Raw genomic sequence first — 16,151 nt, 5'->3', positions numbered from 1 at the left:
TGGTAGCTGAATGGATGGGGTGGTAGCTTCCAATTTCAAAGTCGTGACACGTTTTTGCGAATTGGTAAATTATGTCGCGATACAAGGAGTGTGCATGGTTGAGAAGCCTGTTGAGTTCAAGCGTGAGGGAGGGATGGAGCACAAGAACAGCACCCTGATTTTCCTCAAGCGTTTTCGCTACTGGATACTGGCCTTGATGGTTGCAGGAGCTGTGGTAAATGCCTTTGTGCGCTACACAGGAGAATGGAGCCTGTTCTGGCTCTCCCTGGCGATGCAAGCTTGGTTTATGCAAGCCGTCTTCAATTACCTGCGGGGCGGTTGGGTGGCCATTGGGCCGGGTGGTTTAGCTAAAGATGCCAGCCCGATTGGCAGGGCGATATTGGCGGCAACAGCGTTTGGATTGTATTTGCTGATGTTCGGCTACGACGGCCATAAGCACGAAGACTCTATTTATGAACGGCGCGCTTCGGACTGGACTATGCCGACTCGCGAGGAGATCGGTCAGTCTTCCGAGCGCAAGTGATTCATGCTGTTGTAGATTGTCCCTGGTTCGGTTGTCTGTCCTGGCGTTCATCTTAATGGAGCGTCGCAGCCCTGCGACTTTCTCCAATCCTGATTCTGTCGAGTGCCCGATTCAACGCATCCAGCGCATCAAGGAGTGCCTTGGCCTCGGCCTCGCGTCCGTCACCCCAGAGGCGTTCCGCCATTTTGTTCAGGGCCTGGATCGAGCGTTCTATTTCGGCAGCGGTCGCTGCTGTTTTACTTTGCGGCTGATTCTTTGGCATCGGTCACCTGGCTCCATTCAATCCCAAGCCGTCCCAGATACTTTCTCAATCGGTCGGCATCATTGGGCTGCGCCTTCGCCTGTCGGGACACGCCGAACAAGCGCCTGCCAGCATCCGACAAGCTATCTGACTCTCTACACACTGCCAGCACGGCCTTCAATTGCAACCGATCAAACAGGTCCATGCCTTCGGCATCTCCCGGTAAATCGTCCGTCACTCCTGCCGGTTGCTTCAGTCCCCAGGCATAACGAAGTCGATCAATTTCTTCCTGCACTTGCGTTTCATCAATTCGCCCGCTGTCGGCCAGTGTCGCCATGCGCGTGATCGAGGCCGAAAGTTCGCGAAAGTTGCCCAGCCATGCAGCTTCGCGTGAGCTGGCAAAGGTCAGATAGCGCTTGCGGGCCTCAAGGTTGAAACGTACCAGTTGACCGTGCTCGCGTGCGTGGCGCTCGAGCTCGAAATCGATGTTGGGTTCGATGTCTTCTCGACGGCCGGCCAGGCCGGGCAGATCAAATGTCCAAAGATTGATTCGTGCGTACAGGTCTTCCCGGAACAGGCCTTCGGCGACACGACTGCGCAGGTCGCGGTGAGTGCCGGCAATGATCAGGAAGTCACTGTCGACTTCCTTGTCCGAGCCGAGCGGGAAGAAGCGCTTCTCTTCAATGGCCTTGAGCAGCATGGCTTGTTCGTCTGCGCCCAGTTCGCCGATTTCATCGAGAAACAGCATGCCGCCGTCGGCGGCGCGCAACAGGCCGTCGCGGGCATTCTGCGCGCCGGTGAAGGCGCCTTTGACGTGGCCGAACAGCGCGGACATCGCGCCGTCGCCGCGCAGGGTGGCGCAGTTCACTTCAACGAAGCGTCCTTGCATTTGATGGCGGCCGCGCTTGAGTTCGTAGATCCGTCGAGCGAGGAAGGATTTGCCGGCCCCGGTCGGGCCGATCAGCAACATCGGCGCTTTCGAGCGCACGGCGACGCGTTCGATCTGTTCGATGGAGCGGTTGAACGCGGCGTTGCGTGTGGCGATGCCGGATTTAAGAAACTCCAGGCCTTCGAGGCGCTTGATGGTAAAGCGAGTGGCAATGCGATCGTAGCGCGACAGGTCGAGATCGATCAGCGCGTGAGTGCCGGTGGCCGGCTCATCTTCGCTCTTGCGGCGGGCGGGGGAGGTCTGGATCAGTCGTGCCGGCAGGTAGCGCGCCTCGGTCAGCAGGAACCAGCAGATCTGCGCCACATGGGTGCCGGTGGTGATGTGGACCAGATAGTCCTCGTGTTCGGTATCGAAGGTGTATTCGGTGGTGAAGTCATGCAGCGCGCCATAAACCTCTTCGAAATCCCACGGGTTACGCAGCGCCATCGGGTGCAGGCGGACCTCGGTTTCGGGCGATACCTGGCGAATGTCTTCGCGAACTCGCTCGGCCAGGCTGGCGTCTCGGGCGTCTGTGCCGTGAATCAGTTCCAGTCGATGAATCAACACATCCGGCTGCTGGCACAGGCCCACGCTCGGGCGCCAGTGGTTCCAGCGATTGGCACCTTTACCCACGCGATCGAGGGTTGCTCCGATAAAACCGATGGCAACAGTGCGCTTGTTTTGCATGGCTATCTCAAAAGATAAAAGACGATATTCAATGATAGTGTTCGGCGAATCGGTTTGTCGTGCTTAACGTTATGAGATCATCGCAATAATAATAAATATCTATATAAATCAAATAGTTAAATTATTTTCTGGTGATTTTTTTAAAACTGGCACGGCGGCTGCAATAGCTCTTGCAACGAACAGGACAACACAGCGAGACGCCACGATGGCCAATTTCAACCTCTTCAACACACAATCGAACAACCTGCCGGCGTGCGACACCTTGAATGCTTCTGGAGCGGCCGCCTATGCCTATACGCCCAAGCATCAATTGGCCCAGTTGGCAGTGACCGGTTGTCTGAACCAGACCTTTTACGCAACGGCTGAAAACCAGCTGGATCAGGTGTTGAAGCTGGTGGCTGAACTGGACAGCCGTTTTGTGGCCAACGCCGCAATATACGCCCGCCAAAAGGGCCATATGAAAGACATGCCGGCCTTGTTGTTGGCGGCGCTGACCGCCCAGCGTTCGGTGCTGGTACCGGAGGTGTTCGGAGGGATCGTCGACAGTGGCAAGATGCTGCGCAACTTCGTACAGATCCTGCGCAGTGGTGCCACCGGGCGCAAATCCCTCGGCTCGCAGCCCAAGCGGCTGGTGCAGAACTGGCTGAACAGCGCGACCGAGCGGCAACTGCTGCAAGCGTCGATCGGTAATCAGCCCTCGTTGGCGGACGTGGTGAAAATGGTTCATCCCAAACCGTCCGAAGCCTGGCGCGAAGCATTCTTCGCCTGGCTGATCGGCAAACCGGTGGATGTGCAGGCATTGCCGGAACTGACCCGCGATCTGCTGGCGTTCCGCAGTGGTGCAAGTGATCAGGTGCCAGAGGTGCCTTTTCAATTGCTCGGCAATGAAACCCTGAGCAAAGAGCAGTGGGCTGCTCAAGCGCGAAACATGGGCTGGCAGGGGCTTCGAATCAACCTCAACACCCTGGCGCGCCATGGTGCTTTTGAAGTGCCGGGTTGCACCGAATACGTGGCCGCGCGGTTGGCGGATCCCGAAGCAGTCGCCAGGGCGCGGGTGTACCCGTACCAGTTGCTGACGGCGTATCGAATGATCGGTGATGACATTCCGGCGCCGATACGCGAGGCGCTGCAAGATGCACTTGAGCTGTCGTTGACCAATGTGCCGAAGATTGAAGGCGCGGTGGTGGTCTGCCCGGACGTCTCCGGCTCGATGGGCAGCCCGCTGACCGGATACCGGCAGGGTGCGACCACGGCGGTGCGCTGCATCGATGTGGCGGCGTTGATCGCGGCAGCGGTGTTGCGCAAGCAGCCGGCTGCACGAGTGATGCCGTTCGAGGTCGACGTGGTGGATATCACGCTCAACCCGCGGGACAGTGTGATCAGCAATGCCGAAAAGCTTGCGGGCATTTTCGGTGGTGGAACCTGCTGTTCGGCGCCGCTGAAGAAGCTGGCGGACAGCAAGGCCAAAGTCGATACGCTGATCATGGTGTCGGACAACGAATCCTGGATCGATGCGCGACGTCGAGGGGCGAGTGAAACGATGCTGCAATGGGAGCGGATAAAGCGGATCAACCCGCAAGCACACCTGATCTGCATCGACCTGCAACCGGGTTGGGCGACGCCGGCGGCGGATCGCGACGACATCCTGAATGTCGGCGGTTTCAGTGACGCGGTGTTTGATGTGATCGAGCAATTCACCGCCGGCCGGTACGGTGCGCAGCACTGGGTCGAAGCGATCGAACGTATGGAATGAAGCTGAATAATTGATTTGTCACGGGCACTGAATGCCGGTGGGACTACATCCAAGACGTCTCATCAAACCCTTGTCAGTGCGCGTGACGGCACGAATGCCGATGGCTGTACATCTGAGGCCGGCTAACCCCGGTGCGCGGCGACGCGCAACAGTCATCAACCTTTGTCGTGCCACCTTTTTCGAATTTGCCCGGCGAATGCCGGTGGAACTACAGGACAGCGTGGGCACGGGTTCGAATCCCGTCGACCGAAAGGTCGTAGCTCAGCGGTAGAGCGCGCTGCATGTTTCACCCAACCTTGTCGCCGAAGGCTGTGTAACCGCGCCGAATCATCGGCCAGACAATAAAGAATCGAGATGATGAAACAACACACTTACCAACTGCTGGAAGTTGCCAACGGCAAGCCGATCAAGCTTTGGACGGAAGGCGTTCCGGTGGAAAACGAAGCCCGCGAGCAACTGATGAATACGGCGAAGATGCCATTCATTTTCAAGCACCTCGCCGTGATGCCGGATGTCCACCTGGGCAAGGGATCGACCATCGGCAGCGTGATTCCTACCGTAGGCGCGATCATCCCGGCGGCGGTCGGAGTCGATATCGGATGCGGCATGATTGCTGCGCGAACTTCTCTGACAGCTGCTGATTTGCCGGACAACCTGCATGGCCTGCGCAGTGCGATCGAACAGGCGGTGCCCCATGGCCGCAGTTCGACCCGATCACGGCGGGACAAGGGCGCCTGGGACGAGATTCCGGTGCAGGCCGATCAGGCGTGGGCGGCGCTGCATCCACGGTTCAAGGCAATCACCGACAAGTATCCGAAACTGGCCAACACCAACAACCGCGGGCATCTCGGAACATTGGGCAGCGGCAACCACTTCATCGAAGTGTGTCTGGATGAGGCCAACCGGGTCTGGTTCATGTTGCACAGCGGCTCGCGGGGTGTCGGCAACGCCATCGGCAACCTGTTTATCCAGATGGCACAGGCGGATATGCGTCAGCACATCGCCAACCTGCCGGACCGTGACCTGGCGTACTTCGAAGAAGGCAGCCAGCACTTTGATGATTACGTGGAAGCGGTGGGCTGGGCCCAGGACTTCGCCAAGCAGAATCGCGCGTTGATGATGCAGGCCGTGATTCAGGCCACGCGGCAGATTATCCGCAAGCCGTTCGAAGTGGCGCTGGAGGCGGTGAATTGCCATCACAACTACGTGCAGAAAGAACGGCATTTCGGCGAAGACATTCTGGTCACCCGCAAAGGCGCGGTATCGGCGAAGAAGGGCGAGTTGGGGATCATTCCCGGTTCGATGGGTGCCAAGAGCTTCATTGTGCGCGGTCTGGGCAACGAAGAATCGTTTTGCTCCTGCAGCCACGGTGCCGGTCGGACCATGAGCCGTACAAAGGCAAAAAACACCTTCACCGTTGAAGATCAGATTCGTGCCACCGCGCACGTTGAATGCCGCAAGGATGCTGCGGTGATCGATGAAATTCCGATGGCCTACAAGGACATCGACAAAGTCATGCACGCCCAGCGCGAGCTGGTGGAAGTGCTGCACACCTTGCGTCAGGTGGTGTGCGTCAAGGGATAGCGCGTGCCACGGCACGCTGGAACAAGGATTGAAGGACATGAAATTCGAAGAACGTCACCCGCTGTGCAGCGCCATGCGCGCCCGGGTGCTGGAAGAGCTGGCGCGCATAGAGCGCGAGCGTAATGTCACGGTGCTGTATGCCTGCGAGTCGGGTAGCCGGGCCTGGGGATTCGCCTCGACCGACAGCGATTACGATGTGCGCTTTGTTTATGTGGAGAAACCCGAGTGGTTCGTCCAGGTCGACGCGCCTCGGGACGTGATCGAACGGCCGCTGGATGATGAACTCGACGTGAGTGGCTGGGAGCTGCGCAAAACCCTCGGGCTGTTGCGAAAGTCCAATCCGACCTTGCTGGAGTGGCTCGACTCACCGCTGGTGTACCGCAGCGAAACCGCGGCGGTCTCTCAACTGCGGGCGCTTGCCGAGGCGTTTTACAGCCCGCCGGCCGCGCGCAATCACTACCTGTCGATGGCGAAGAAGAACTTCCGTGGTTATTTGCAGGGCGACAGCGTGAGGTTCAAAAAGTACTTCTACGTATTGCGGCCGCTGCTGGCCGTGCGCTGGATCGACCAGGGCCGTGGCCGGCCGCCGATGACATTTGCCGATCTACTGAGCACCGTCGATGACCAAGCGTTGCTCGACGAAGTCGATGAGCTGCTCGCACTCAAGCGCAATGCCGATGAGAGCGCCTATGGTCCTCGTCGCCCGGCGCTGCATCGATTCATCGCCGCTGAACTGGAGCGCGAAGTACCGACATTGGCCAGAACCCGGGAAGACTCCGGTCAGCTCGATCGATACCTCAGAGAAACCGTCGGGTTGTACGCATAAGGAAGAAAATGAAACAGGACGTGATTGAACTGGACGGCGCTATTGGTGGCGGCCAGGTGTTGCGCAGTGCCTTGAGCCTGTCGATGGTGACGGGACGGGCATTTCGCATCGAACGGATTCGTGCCAAACGTAGCCGTCCGGGTTTGTTGCGCCAGCACCTGACCGCCGTGATGGCGGCGGCACAGGTCTGCGGTGCACGGACTCAAGGCGCAGAGTTGGGGTCGCAAGCGTTGAGCTTCGAGCCCGGACCGATTCGCGGCGGCGAATACCGCTTTGCCATTGGTACCGCCGGCAGTTGCACACTGGTGTTGCAGACCTTGCTGCCCGCGTTGTTGCGGGCGCCGCAAGCCAGTCGTGTATGGATCAGTGGTGGTACCCATAATCCGTTGGCGCCACCGACCGATTTCCTCACCCGCAGCTGGTTGCCGTTGTTGCGACGCATGGGTGCCGAGGTTGATCTGAAGCTGCTTCGTCATGGATTCGTTCCTGCGGGTGGTGGCGAAATAGAGGCCACGGTGCAGCCGTCGAAACTGTCGGCGTTGCACGTGTGTGATCGCGGCTTGCCGCTTTCGCAAAAGGCGTTTGCGCTGTCGGCAGGTCTCGCTTCGGACATCGCCAGACGTGAGCTTGACCGTGTGGCCCGGCGTTTGAATATGCTGCCAGCGACGATGAATACGATCAGCCTTGATCCGGAGTGCGGGCCGGGTAACGTGCTGTTGCTGGAATATGCGTTTGAACACGTCACGGAAGTATTCAGTGCGTTTGGCCAGGCTTCACTGCGCGCAGAGGCCGTTGCGGACGTTGCGGTCAATCAGGCAGACGCTTGGCTGCGCAGTGGAGCAGCGGTGGCTGAGCACCTGGCCGATCAACTGTTGTTGCCGATGGCGCTGGCCGGATCAGGCTCGTTTACGACGCCCGGGATGACCGAGCATCTGCAGAGTAACGTCGCCGTGATCGAGCGCTTTTTACCAGTCACCATTGAGTGCCGTGAAGAAAGCACCGATCGGTTGAGGATCGAAGTCAGCACCCGAGACCAATAGGCGGCAAACTGCTGGCCCCCGAATGTTTCCGGCACCGGCAAACTCGCCTTTTTTCAAAAGGTTAGGCTGGCCCTATGCGGACGACTGTCATCACCGTTGCAACGCTTTCCCTGGCTCTCTTCGCGCTGGGCGCCCAGGCGAGGGAACTGAGCAAGAGCCATCGTTTTGCTTGTACCTGGGGTTCGGACATCGCAGCCGGCGCGCAGCAATCGAAGCTGTCGGGGATTTCCCTTTATGGCGCCCGCAAGCGCTTGCAGGTGCGCAGGTTTCAGCAACCGTGGATGCGCATGACCGCAATGGGCATCACAGAGCAGACCTACAACAGTACCTCGCGCCTCAAGCCTGCAGCCGTCAAGCAGACCTATTACGAACAATGCGTGAGACATGAACTGGCTCAGCGATAAACACAAAGCCCGACCTGAAGAGGTCGGGCTTTTTCATGTCCGGCGCAATGGCTGCATCACTTGTCGCTTTCGCAATTGACCATCCACGACACGCCAAAACGATCCACCAGCATGCCGAAACGCGCGGCCCAGAAGGTCGCTTCCAGTGGCATGTCCACTCGACCGTCCCTGGCCAGGGCATTGAAGACTCTTTCAGCCTCGGCGACGGTGTCGACGTTCAAGGACACCGAGCAACCGCTCATGCCCTGGGTCGGACGGTCGGGCGTGGTGTCCGATGCCATCAGCATCTGATCACCGACCTTCAGGCAGGTATGAATGATCAGATTGTGATGCTCTTTCGGAACATGCTCTGCGGCGGGCGTTTCGCCGAAAGTCATCATCGCTTCAAGCTTGCCTTGCAGGCATTGCTCGTAAAACGTGAAGGCCGCACGGCAATCGCCGTTGAAGATCAGGTACGGGTTGATTTTCATGGTGGTGCTCCCGAACAGGCAGTGAAACGCAGCGCGGCCGGGTGTGCCGAAGCTGCGTCATGGATTGACTCCATCCAGCAAAGCGTTAGATCGACGGATTGCCAGTCAGTGCTGCAATTATTTACGCCGGGATGACCGATGGTCTCTGTTTTCAGGAATCGCGCGCGCCTTGCAACAACGTTGCGCCTGCGACGCGTGCGGCGGGCTTGGTTTGCATCAATGCATCGATCGCCTTGCGATAGTTTTGTCCGCCAAGTGCCATGCTGTTGTTGTGCGTCCCGCCGGGTACCAGCAGCAATCGTTTGGGTTGGCTGGCGGCCGCGAACAGTTGCTCGCTGAAGCGTGACGGCACAAACGCATCGGCCAGGCCGTGCACGACCAGCAGCGGCATATGGATGTCGGCAATCTTGTCGATGGAGTCGAACTTCTGCGACAACAACCAGCGAACGGGCAGGGACGTGTTGGCCACCGCCGCGGCGACGTCGGCCAGTGAGGTAAAGGTGGACTCAATCACCAGACCCCGGACCGGCAGCGGCGTATGGTTTCTGGCGGCGTCCCGGCCCAGTTCGGCAGCCAGGTCGATGGCGACCGCACCACCGAGAGAGTGCCCGTAGATCAGACGTTTGCTCGGGTCCGGTTGCAGTTGCTGGAAGCGTTCCCAGGCCACCCGTGCATCCTCATAAACGGTGCTTTCTGACGGCAAGTCACCATGACTCTGACCAAAGCCTCGGTAATCGATGGCCAATACCGAATACCCCGCTGCGCGCAGCTGTTCGATGCGAAACAACTGCCCGGTCAGGTTCCAGCGCACGCCATGCAGATAAAGAATGGCCGGGGCATTGGCCCGTTCCGCCGGCCACCACCACGCATGAATGTTCTGCCCGGCCTTGAAGCTTTTGGGTTGCAGGTCAAGTTCCTGAACGCTGCCGGGCAAGCCGTGATACCAGCCGGCCGTGCCCGGTTCGATGCGAAACAGCAGCTTGCGTTCGGTGTGTTCCAGTACGGCGCAACTCGCCGGCAGACCGATGATCAGGGCGGCCATGCACGCAAACGCCAGGCGCCGGCGGCGAAGTCGGGTCATGAAGGCAAGGAACATTGAACGTTTCACCAGTGCGCGGACAAAGAAGGCTTTTTACCAGATGCCTTGGTCCGCGCGTGACATTTTCGATCGTCGTCCGCCTGCAATCATTACAAAACGATGCTGTGGCTCACGCCACGTTCAGCACGATCTTGCCGATGTGATCACCGGCTTCCATGTGCGCATGGGCCTGGGCCGCGTCGGTGAGCGGGTAGACCTTGTCGATGATCGGCAGGCAGCGCCCGGCGGCCAGTACCGGCCAGACGTGCTCGCGCAATTGATCGGCGATGGCAGCCTTTTCCGCAGAAGTGCGTGCGCGCAACAAGGAACCAGTGACCACGGCACGCTTGCCGAGAATGGTCAGCAGATCGACATCGTTGGCGCGGGCGCCGCCGAGAAAACCGAGCATCACCACGCGGCCATCCATTGCCAGTGCGCTGAGGTTGGCGTTCAGATACGAGCCGCCCATGATGTCGAGAATCACATTGACGCCCTGGCCGTTGGTTTTCTCGGCGATGACGGCAGCGAAATCCTGCTCACGATAGTTGATCGGCTCACCGCCCAATTCACGGATGGCCTCACATTTATCGGTACTGCCGGCGGTGGCGAAGGCTTCGATGCCAAACTCGCGGCACAGCATCAACGCGGTAGTGCCGATGCCACTGGTGCCACCGTGAATCAACACACGCTGCCCTCGAATCGCACCACCGAGACCGAACAGATTGGCCCATACCGTGAAAAAGGTTTCGGGGATTGCCGCGGCCTGAATCCAGTCCATCCCGTCGGGGATCGGCAGGGCCTGGCCCGCGGGAACCGTGCAGTATTCGGCATAACCGCCGCCATTGGTCAGTGCGCAAACCCTGTCGCCCACGGCAAAAGTGCTGACACCTGCACCCAGCGCCACGACTTCACCGGCCACCTCCAGACCGGGGATCGGGTTCATCCCGGGTCTCATCGGGTACTTGCCCGCACGTTGCAAGGCGTCCGGCCGATTGATGCCGGAGGCGTGCACGCGGATCAGCAGTTCGCCCTGCGCGACGACCGGCAGCGGGACTCGTCTGGATTGCAGAACCTCGGGCCCGCCCGGTTCAGTGATTTCGATGCGGGTCATTTCAGTGGGCAACGTCATTGTCGATTCCTCTTTAAACAAGTGATCAGTAGATGGGAGCGCACTCAGGGCGCAATGATTCCCGTCATTGGGCGCAGCAGCGTTGCGCGACGGAGGAGGGCAGCAGTTTTATGGCGTGCTCAAGTATCAGAGCGATCACAATGGCACCGCCGGCAATCACGAAGAGCAGCACGTGCTGTCCGCCCATGGCGTTGAACAGCGCCGAATAGGCGAATCCAGCCAGCGCCTGAAACGTGGCGAACGACACCGTGGCGCGGCTCCACGCCACCTGTTGGCGATGATGATCCGGCACCAGCTCATGCACCCGGGCCAACGCCAGCGGAACGATGCCCGGTGGAAACGAGCCGAGCACCACCGCCAGCAGCGCCAACGCCAGGAACGAATGAGAAATGGCCAGCAAACCAAGGGTGATCGCCTGCACCACCAGCACCAGACGAATGCCGGTTCGTGCGCCGAGATGATCGGCGAGAAAGCCATAACTCACCGGACCGACGATGGCGCCCAGACCGTACATGATCCAGACCAGCGCGCCGACGTGCGCCCCGGCGCCCAGTCCACGGGCGACGTAATCCACCAGGAAAACCATGGCCGGTACCAGCCCGGCGGCCATGAACGCGTACTGGGCAAACAACAGATAAACAGCAGGCGGTGTCGACTCGACCGGATCCACCTGAGCCGTTGCGGTGGTTGCATGGGGCAGCTCTGAGGGCCAGCCGAACCAGCTCAATGCCGTCAGCGCCAGCGACAGCGCGCCCAATCCAAGCCAGGTCGCTTGCAGGCCCAGACTCAACAGCAGCGGAACGATCGTGCCCGAGCCGGCGATGCCCAGACCGATGCCGAGGAAAATCGCCCCACTGGCCAGGCCTTTGCGCGCGGCCGGTACATGGGGCAATACGGTCGAGGCAACCAGCACCATGATCGCACCGCCCGCGATCCCGGACAGCAGGCGCCAGCCGAAATACCAGCTCACCGACACGGGGTACGCACAGGCGAAAAACGCCACGGTCACCGCCAGCATCATCAGACGCAGAGCGTTTCTCTGGGTAAACCTGCGTGCCAGCGGGCGGCCGAGGAGGGCGCCGATCAGGTAACCGACCAGGTTGGCCGCGCCGAGATAGACCACATCATGGGCGGAAAACCACTGCGCCTGAATCAGCGAAGGGATCAGCGGCGTGTAGGCGAAACGCGCCAGACCGATGCTGACCAGGCTGGCGCAGAGTCCGGCGAAGATCGCCAGCCAGACACTCGTGTCCGGACGCTCGGGCAAAGCAGTTGAAGTGTGCATGACGGCAATCCTGTGAAAGGTTTATGGCGCCCAGCATATCGGCTATCTTTGCTGCGTTAATGCAGCGAGTTTGCGTGATTATGATGCGTTTATGCATCAATGGAGAACGATGTGAACTGGGATGATGCGCGGGTGTTTCTTGCGGTCTGCCGCGAGTCGACATTGCGTGGCGCCGCGCGTGTACTGGGCGTGGATCAGGCGACGGTCGGGCGACGCATCACAGCACTGGAAAAGTCGCTGGGCGCGACCTTGTTTCTGCGCACCTCCGAGGGCTATGCACTGACGGCAGTCGGTGAAGCCGCGCTCAAGTCGGTGGAAAAAATGGAGCATTCGGCGCTGGAGCTGGAGAGGCGTATCCAAGGCCTGGACGACCGCCTGACCGGCAGTGTGCGAATCAGCACCACCGATTCGCTGGCCATCGATTTCCTGATTCCGGCCATTGCGCAGTTGCACGAACAGCATCCGGACGTGCGCGTGCACCTGGACGCCTCCACGCAGATCCTCAGCCTGGCCAAACGTGAAGCGGACATCGCGGTGCGCAATACCCGCCCGGACAACCCGGACCTGATCGCCCGGCGCATCGCGCGCTGGCCGGTGGGGCTGTTTGCCTCGCAGAGCTATGTCGACAGCCATGGCGTGCCGGCGCCAGGCAGTGCGTTCGAGGGCCATGATCTGGTGGTGTACCAGCCGTATCTGCAAGGCAACAAAGACTTGACCCTGGTGACCGAACCCGTGACTCGCGGGCGTATCGTCGCCGGTCTGAGCTCCAGTCTGCTGGTACGACGCTCGATTGCCGCCGGACTGGGTGTAGGAGAAATCCCGGTCTACATGGGCGAACGCGACGGTCTGGTCAGGCTGTGGCCGGAGCGCACGCGTCCGTTGCCTTATGAAGTGTGGCTGGTGACCCACGCGGATTTGCGCCATACCGCGCGGGTCAGGGCGGTGATCGAGCACATTGTCGAGGCGTTTGCGCTGGAGAATGAGTAGTCCTTGATGCTGTGTAGGACGGCTACATCAGCTGACGATCTTGCCTACAACAGCGCCAGAATCCGCTGGCTTGTGAGTTTTTTGGCCGGGTCCTATCGTTTCTCACACCCGGAGTGAGCAGGTGAAACCCTCCGAGGTGATCAATCCAGGGAAGTATTGATAAACGTCAGAGGTGCGGAATTGATTGCAAGGGAAGTCAGCCAATTTCAAGCAAGCGACATGGCCGGGCAAACGGATAGAACTGAGTCTATGACCTACATAACGCGAGACGAATTCAGCGCCAGGATCGAAGTCATCGAGACAAGAATCGATGCACGGATCGAGTCCATGTCCGCCAAGATCGATGGCTTTCTGACCCAGCAGGCCGAGCGGGACCAGGCACGGCTGGAGGTCGAAAAAAGTCAGGAGCAGGCACGGCTGGAGCAAAAGCGCTCCATGGAGGAGGCCCGGTTCGAGTGGGAGCGATCTCAGGAGGCGGCGCGGGTGGAGCGGGAGCAGGCTCGGGAGGCGGCGCGGCTGGAGCGGGAGCGGTCTCAAGAGGTGGCGCGGCTGGAGCAGAAGCGAGAGCAGGAGGCTGCACGGCAGGGATGGGAGAAGGCTCAGGCGGTAGCGCGGCTGGAGCAGAAACGAGAGCAGGAAACTGCACGGCAGGAGTGGGAGCAGTCTCAGGAGAAGTCGCGTCTTGAGCGGGAGGAGGCTCAGAAGAACGTGTGCCTTGAGCGCGAGCAGGCTCAGGAGAAGGTGCGTAAGGAGCGGGAGCTGGCTCAGGAGAAGCTGCGTCAGGAGCGGGAGCAGGCTCTGGAAAAAATTCAGCTGGCGCATGAGCAGAATCTGGAAAACCTTCGGCAGGAGCGCTTGAAGGCTCGACTGGGGCATGTAAAGGTCTTGGAGACGGCCCGACAGGAGCGGGAAACCGCTAGGGTCGAGCGAGAGAAAGCCTACGAAAAAGTCAGACTGGAGCAAGAAAAGGCTCACCTGGAGCGCGACCAGCGTTACGCGGTCATCTCGGCTCGCATGGACAGGTCTCTGGAGCGAATTGACGAAGCAATCAGGCAGATCTCGACGATCAAGGCGAATTACTGGGCGGCAACGGCCGTACATTTTCTCGGGATGGTTGCCATACTCGCGGGTTCTTACTACGCGAATCAGGCAAACGTGCTGGTAACGATGCAGACCACCCTGGCCATGATCCAGTCGGTGAAAGAGGCTGGGAGTTCCGTACCGGCAACGCTGATCACCCTGCCCACGGAATGAAAAACGGCCTTCAACGAAGGCCGTTTTTTGTGAGCGATGAACACCAGCGACTCATGGCATTTCCGGCAACTCCTGCGGCCGCAGATCAAACACCAGCACTTCGGCATCCTGGCCATTGCTCAGGGTCAGCGCCTGTTCTTCACGAACCCGCACACCGTCGCCTTCCTTCAACTGCACGCCGTTCAGTTCAACGCTGCCGCGAGCAACATGCACATAGGCGTAGCGGTTTGCTGGCAGCTCGAGTGTGGCGCTTTCCTGGCCATCGAACAGCCCGGCATACACGCGTGCATCCTGGCGCACTTTGAGCGAGCCGTGGGTGCCTTCGGGCGAGATGATCAGTTGCAGGCGACCGCGTTTTTTCTGTTCGCTGAAGTGCTCCTGTTGATAGCGCGGTTTGGCACCACTGACGTCCGGCACGATCCAGATCTGCAGGAAGTGCACAGGCTTGGTCGCCGAGTGGTTGAACTCGCTGTGGGCCACGCCGCTGCCAGCGCTCATCAGTTGCACATCGCCCGGGCGGATGACTGAGCCGGTGCCCAGGGTGTCCTTGTGTTCCAGTGCACCTTCGAGCACATAGGAGAAAATCTCCATGTCACGGTGCGGGTGCTGGCCGAAGCCTTTGCCAGCGGCGACGCGGTCATCGTTGATCACCAGCAGGTCGGAGAAACCCTGCTCACGCGGGTCGCGATAACTGGCGAAAGAAAAGGTGTGGAAGGACTTCAACCAGCCATGATTGGCCAGACCACGGTCGGAAGCTTTGCGAAGGGTCAGCATGATGAAATCTCCTTTCAGGACGTTGATTCGTCCGAGTGAGGAGAAGGTTACTGGTTACTCTTGGGCGCAATAAGTAGATGAAAATTGAAATACTGTCCCCTCAGGGTTGACAGTTGTGTGAGTCAGTTCACGCATTCTTTTTCAACGTTTGCGCTGTACTTGGCCATAATGCGGCAACTTATAACCGTTCATTGATTTCAGTGATGTCTGCTCATGAAAACCGTGGCAATGGTGTTGTTTCCCGAGTTTCTTCTGCTCGATATGGCCGGGCCGCTGGAAGTGTTTTCGGTTGCCAACCGATACCTGAAGCCGGACGCTCATTATCAACTGACGCTTCTGGGCACTGAGCGTGGGCCGCTGCGCGCCTCCAACGGCGTGCTGGTGCACACAGACCGGCACATCGACGAAGCCAGTGATCGCTATGACCTGCTGTTGGTGCCGGGCGGTCCCGGGGCCTACAACGAAAAATGCCCGCCGTTGCTGGCTTGGCTCCAAGGTGCGGTCGGCCGTGCCGAGCGCTACGGTTCGATTTGCACGGGGGCCTTTGTGTTGGGTTACGCCGGGTTGCTCGACGGTTATCGCGTGACCACCCACTGGAATTACACCGAACGCTTGATCAAGGGTTTTCCGAACGCGGATGTCGCCACCGACCAGATCTTTGTCGAGGACCGAAACCTGATCACGTCCGGCGGCGTCACGGCCGGCATCGATCTGGCACTGGCAGTGGTGGCCCGCGATCACGGCAAGAAACTCGCCCAGGACGTGGCCAAAGTGCTGTTGGTGGTGATGAAGCGTCAGGGCGGTCAGGCGCAATTCAGTCCGCTGATGGCGGCGGTTTCGCCCCAGGAAACGCCCATCACCCGGGTACAGAATCACGTTCTGGAACACCTTGAAGAAAGCTTCACCATCGAACGCATGGCAAGCCTTGCGAACATGAGCGCTCGTCATTTCGCCCGGGTGTTCGCTCGCGAAGTCAACATGACGCCCATGGAGTTCCTGCAAAGTGCGCGCATCGATTGCGCTCGCAATCTGCTGGAAACCAGCGATCTGCCGTTGAAGACGGTGGCCTACAAAAGTGGTTTCGGCAGCGTGCGCCACATGCGTTTTCTGTTCGGCGAAAAGCTTGGGCTGACCCCGGCCCAGTATCGCGAACAGTTCAGCTAGAGCGATTCTGTCCGTTACACGCAC

The 16,151-nt window shown here is 59.6% G+C and carries 16 protein-coding genes; 9 read left to right on the top strand and 7 right to left on the bottom strand.

All coding sequences use genetic code 11. The annotated features are described in order from the left end of the window. Positions 1 to 94 precede the first annotated feature (94 nt). Positions 95 to 523, top strand: a complete 429-nt coding sequence (locus AC1RME_RS14000) for a hypothetical protein (RefSeq protein WP_255261930.1) — start codon at positions 95 to 97, stop codon at positions 521 to 523. Between the two features lie 52 nt (positions 524 to 575). On the opposite strand, the gene AC1RME_RS13995 is transcribed toward AC1RME_RS14000, so the two are convergent. Both AC1RME_RS13995 and rtcR read right to left on the bottom strand, forming a co-directional pair. Continuing rightward, the gene (locus AC1RME_RS13995; protein WP_493091434.1) at positions 576 to 785 is read right to left on the bottom strand and encodes a hypothetical protein; all 210 of its coding nucleotides are present in this window, start codon (positions 783 to 785) and stop codon (positions 576 to 578) included. Further along, on the bottom strand, positions 760 to 2,379 hold the full coding sequence (gene rtcR, locus AC1RME_RS13990; RefSeq protein ID WP_493091433.1) for an RNA repair transcriptional activator RtcR: 1,620 nt from the start codon (positions 2,377 to 2,379) through the stop codon (positions 760 to 762). The genes AC1RME_RS13995 and rtcR overlap by 26 nt, the downstream gene beginning before the upstream one ends. A 205-nt stretch (positions 2,380 to 2,584) precedes the next feature. On the opposite strand from rtcR, the gene AC1RME_RS13985 reads away from it, so the two are divergent. From AC1RME_RS13985 to AC1RME_RS13965, 5 genes are all read left to right on the top strand, one after another. Then, positions 2,585 to 4,132: a vWA domain-containing protein gene (locus AC1RME_RS13985; RefSeq protein WP_493091432.1), complete on the top strand. Its 1,548-nt coding sequence runs from the start codon at positions 2,585 to 2,587 to the stop codon at positions 4,130 to 4,132. Between the two features lie 357 nt (positions 4,133 to 4,489). Continuing rightward, a complete protein-coding gene (locus AC1RME_RS13980) occupies positions 4,490 to 5,716 on the top strand; it encodes an RtcB family protein (protein ID WP_102621585.1) in 1,227 nt (408 codons plus the stop codon). A gap of 37 nt (positions 5,717 to 5,753) precedes the next feature. Further along, the gene (locus AC1RME_RS13975) at positions 5,754 to 6,542 is read left to right on the top strand and encodes a nucleotidyltransferase domain-containing protein (protein ID WP_096821284.1); all 789 of its coding nucleotides are present in this window, start codon (positions 5,754 to 5,756) and stop codon (positions 6,540 to 6,542) included. Between the two features lie 8 nt (positions 6,543 to 6,550). Beyond that, positions 6,551 to 7,582 (top strand): RNA 3'-terminal phosphate cyclase, encoded by a 1,032-nt coding sequence (rtcA, locus tag AC1RME_RS13970; protein WP_096821285.1) that lies wholly within the window; start codon positions 6,551 to 6,553, stop codon positions 7,580 to 7,582. Positions 7,583 to 7,656: 74 nt separating this feature from the next. After that, positions 7,657 to 7,986, top strand: a complete 330-nt coding sequence (locus tag AC1RME_RS13965; RefSeq protein ID WP_096821286.1) for a hypothetical protein — start codon at positions 7,657 to 7,659, stop codon at positions 7,984 to 7,986. Positions 7,987 to 8,042: 56 nt separating this feature from the next. On the opposite strand, the gene AC1RME_RS13960 is transcribed toward AC1RME_RS13965, so the two are convergent. From AC1RME_RS13960 to AC1RME_RS13945, 4 genes are all read right to left on the bottom strand, one after another. Continuing rightward, positions 8,043 to 8,456: a VOC family protein gene (locus AC1RME_RS13960; RefSeq protein ID WP_096821287.1), complete on the bottom strand. Its 414-nt coding sequence runs from the start codon at positions 8,454 to 8,456 to the stop codon at positions 8,043 to 8,045. A gap of 151 nt (positions 8,457 to 8,607) precedes the next feature. Then, a complete protein-coding gene (locus AC1RME_RS13955) occupies positions 8,608 to 9,552 on the bottom strand; it encodes an alpha/beta hydrolase (RefSeq protein ID WP_096821288.1) in 945 nt (314 codons plus the stop codon). A gap of 112 nt (positions 9,553 to 9,664) precedes the next feature. Then, positions 9,665 to 10,663, bottom strand: coding sequence for an NAD(P)H-quinone oxidoreductase (locus tag AC1RME_RS13950; protein ID WP_493091431.1), 999 nt, complete (start codon positions 10,661 to 10,663; stop codon positions 9,665 to 9,667). 64 nt (positions 10,664 to 10,727) lie between these two features. Further along, positions 10,728 to 11,948: a YbfB/YjiJ family MFS transporter gene (locus tag AC1RME_RS13945; RefSeq protein WP_493091430.1), complete on the bottom strand. Its 1,221-nt coding sequence runs from the start codon at positions 11,946 to 11,948 to the stop codon at positions 10,728 to 10,730. A gap of 111 nt (positions 11,949 to 12,059) precedes the next feature. Here AC1RME_RS13945 and AC1RME_RS13940 point away from each other — a divergent pair, with 111 nt between their 5' ends. Together AC1RME_RS13940 and AC1RME_RS13935 are read left to right on the top strand one after the other, a co-directional pair. Beyond that, positions 12,060 to 12,935, top strand: a complete 876-nt coding sequence (locus AC1RME_RS13940) for a LysR family transcriptional regulator (protein ID WP_493091429.1) — start codon at positions 12,060 to 12,062, stop codon at positions 12,933 to 12,935. Between the two features lie 327 nt (positions 12,936 to 13,262). Then, positions 13,263 to 14,189 (top strand): hypothetical protein, encoded by a 927-nt coding sequence (locus AC1RME_RS13935; RefSeq protein ID WP_493091428.1) that lies wholly within the window; start codon positions 13,263 to 13,265, stop codon positions 14,187 to 14,189. Between the two features lie 51 nt (positions 14,190 to 14,240). Here AC1RME_RS13935 and AC1RME_RS13930 read toward each other — a convergent pair whose 3' ends face one another. Continuing rightward, positions 14,241 to 14,963: a pirin family protein gene (locus tag AC1RME_RS13930; protein ID WP_102621571.1), complete on the bottom strand. Its 723-nt coding sequence runs from the start codon at positions 14,961 to 14,963 to the stop codon at positions 14,241 to 14,243. A gap of 213 nt (positions 14,964 to 15,176) precedes the next feature. On the opposite strand from AC1RME_RS13930, the gene AC1RME_RS13925 reads away from it, so the two are divergent. Continuing rightward, complete coding sequence (locus tag AC1RME_RS13925) at positions 15,177 to 16,127, top strand: GlxA family transcriptional regulator (RefSeq protein ID WP_192560326.1); 951 nt, start codon at positions 15,177 to 15,179, stop codon at positions 16,125 to 16,127. Positions 16,128 to 16,151: the final 24 nt, after the last annotated feature.

This window comes from Pseudomonas sp. GW822-FHT03F08 (genome assembly GCF_058801265.1).
Note: the sequence above shows the minus strand (reverse complement) of the source record. Positions and strands in the feature narration are given on the sequence as shown.

Coding starts and splice junctions, on each gene's coding strand:
- AC1RME_RS14000 (WP_255261930.1), top strand. CDS start 95: ATGGTTGAGAAGCCTGTTGAGTTCAAGCGTGAGGGAGGGATGGAGCAC.
- AC1RME_RS13995 (WP_493091434.1), bottom strand. CDS start 785: ATGCCAAAGAATCAGCCGCAAAGTAAAACAGCAGCGACCGCTGCCGAA.
- rtcR (WP_493091433.1), bottom strand. CDS start 2,379: ATGCAAAACAAGCGCACTGTTGCCATCGGTTTTATCGGAGCAACCCTC.
- AC1RME_RS13985 (WP_493091432.1), top strand. CDS start 2,585: ATGGCCAATTTCAACCTCTTCAACACACAATCGAACAACCTGCCGGCG.
- AC1RME_RS13980 (WP_102621585.1), top strand. CDS start 4,490: ATGAAACAACACACTTACCAACTGCTGGAAGTTGCCAACGGCAAGCCG.
- AC1RME_RS13975 (WP_096821284.1), top strand. CDS start 5,754: ATGAAATTCGAAGAACGTCACCCGCTGTGCAGCGCCATGCGCGCCCGG.
- rtcA (WP_096821285.1), top strand. CDS start 6,551: ATGAAACAGGACGTGATTGAACTGGACGGCGCTATTGGTGGCGGCCAG.
- AC1RME_RS13965 (WP_096821286.1), top strand. CDS start 7,657: ATGCGGACGACTGTCATCACCGTTGCAACGCTTTCCCTGGCTCTCTTC.
- AC1RME_RS13960 (WP_096821287.1), bottom strand. CDS start 8,456: ATGAAAATCAACCCGTACCTGATCTTCAACGGCGATTGCCGTGCGGCC.
- AC1RME_RS13955 (WP_096821288.1), bottom strand. CDS start 9,552: ATGTTCCTTGCCTTCATGACCCGACTTCGCCGCCGGCGCCTGGCGTTT.
- AC1RME_RS13950 (WP_493091431.1), bottom strand. CDS start 10,663: ATGACGTTGCCCACTGAAATGACCCGCATCGAAATCACTGAACCGGGC.
- AC1RME_RS13945 (WP_493091430.1), bottom strand. CDS start 11,948: ATGCACACTTCAACTGCTTTGCCCGAGCGTCCGGACACGAGTGTCTGG.
- AC1RME_RS13935 (WP_493091428.1), top strand. CDS start 13,263: ATGTCCGCCAAGATCGATGGCTTTCTGACCCAGCAGGCCGAGCGGGAC.
- AC1RME_RS13930 (WP_102621571.1), bottom strand. CDS start 14,963: ATGCTGACCCTTCGCAAAGCTTCCGACCGTGGTCTGGCCAATCATGGC.
- AC1RME_RS13925 (WP_192560326.1), top strand. CDS start 15,177: ATGAAAACCGTGGCAATGGTGTTGTTTCCCGAGTTTCTTCTGCTCGAT.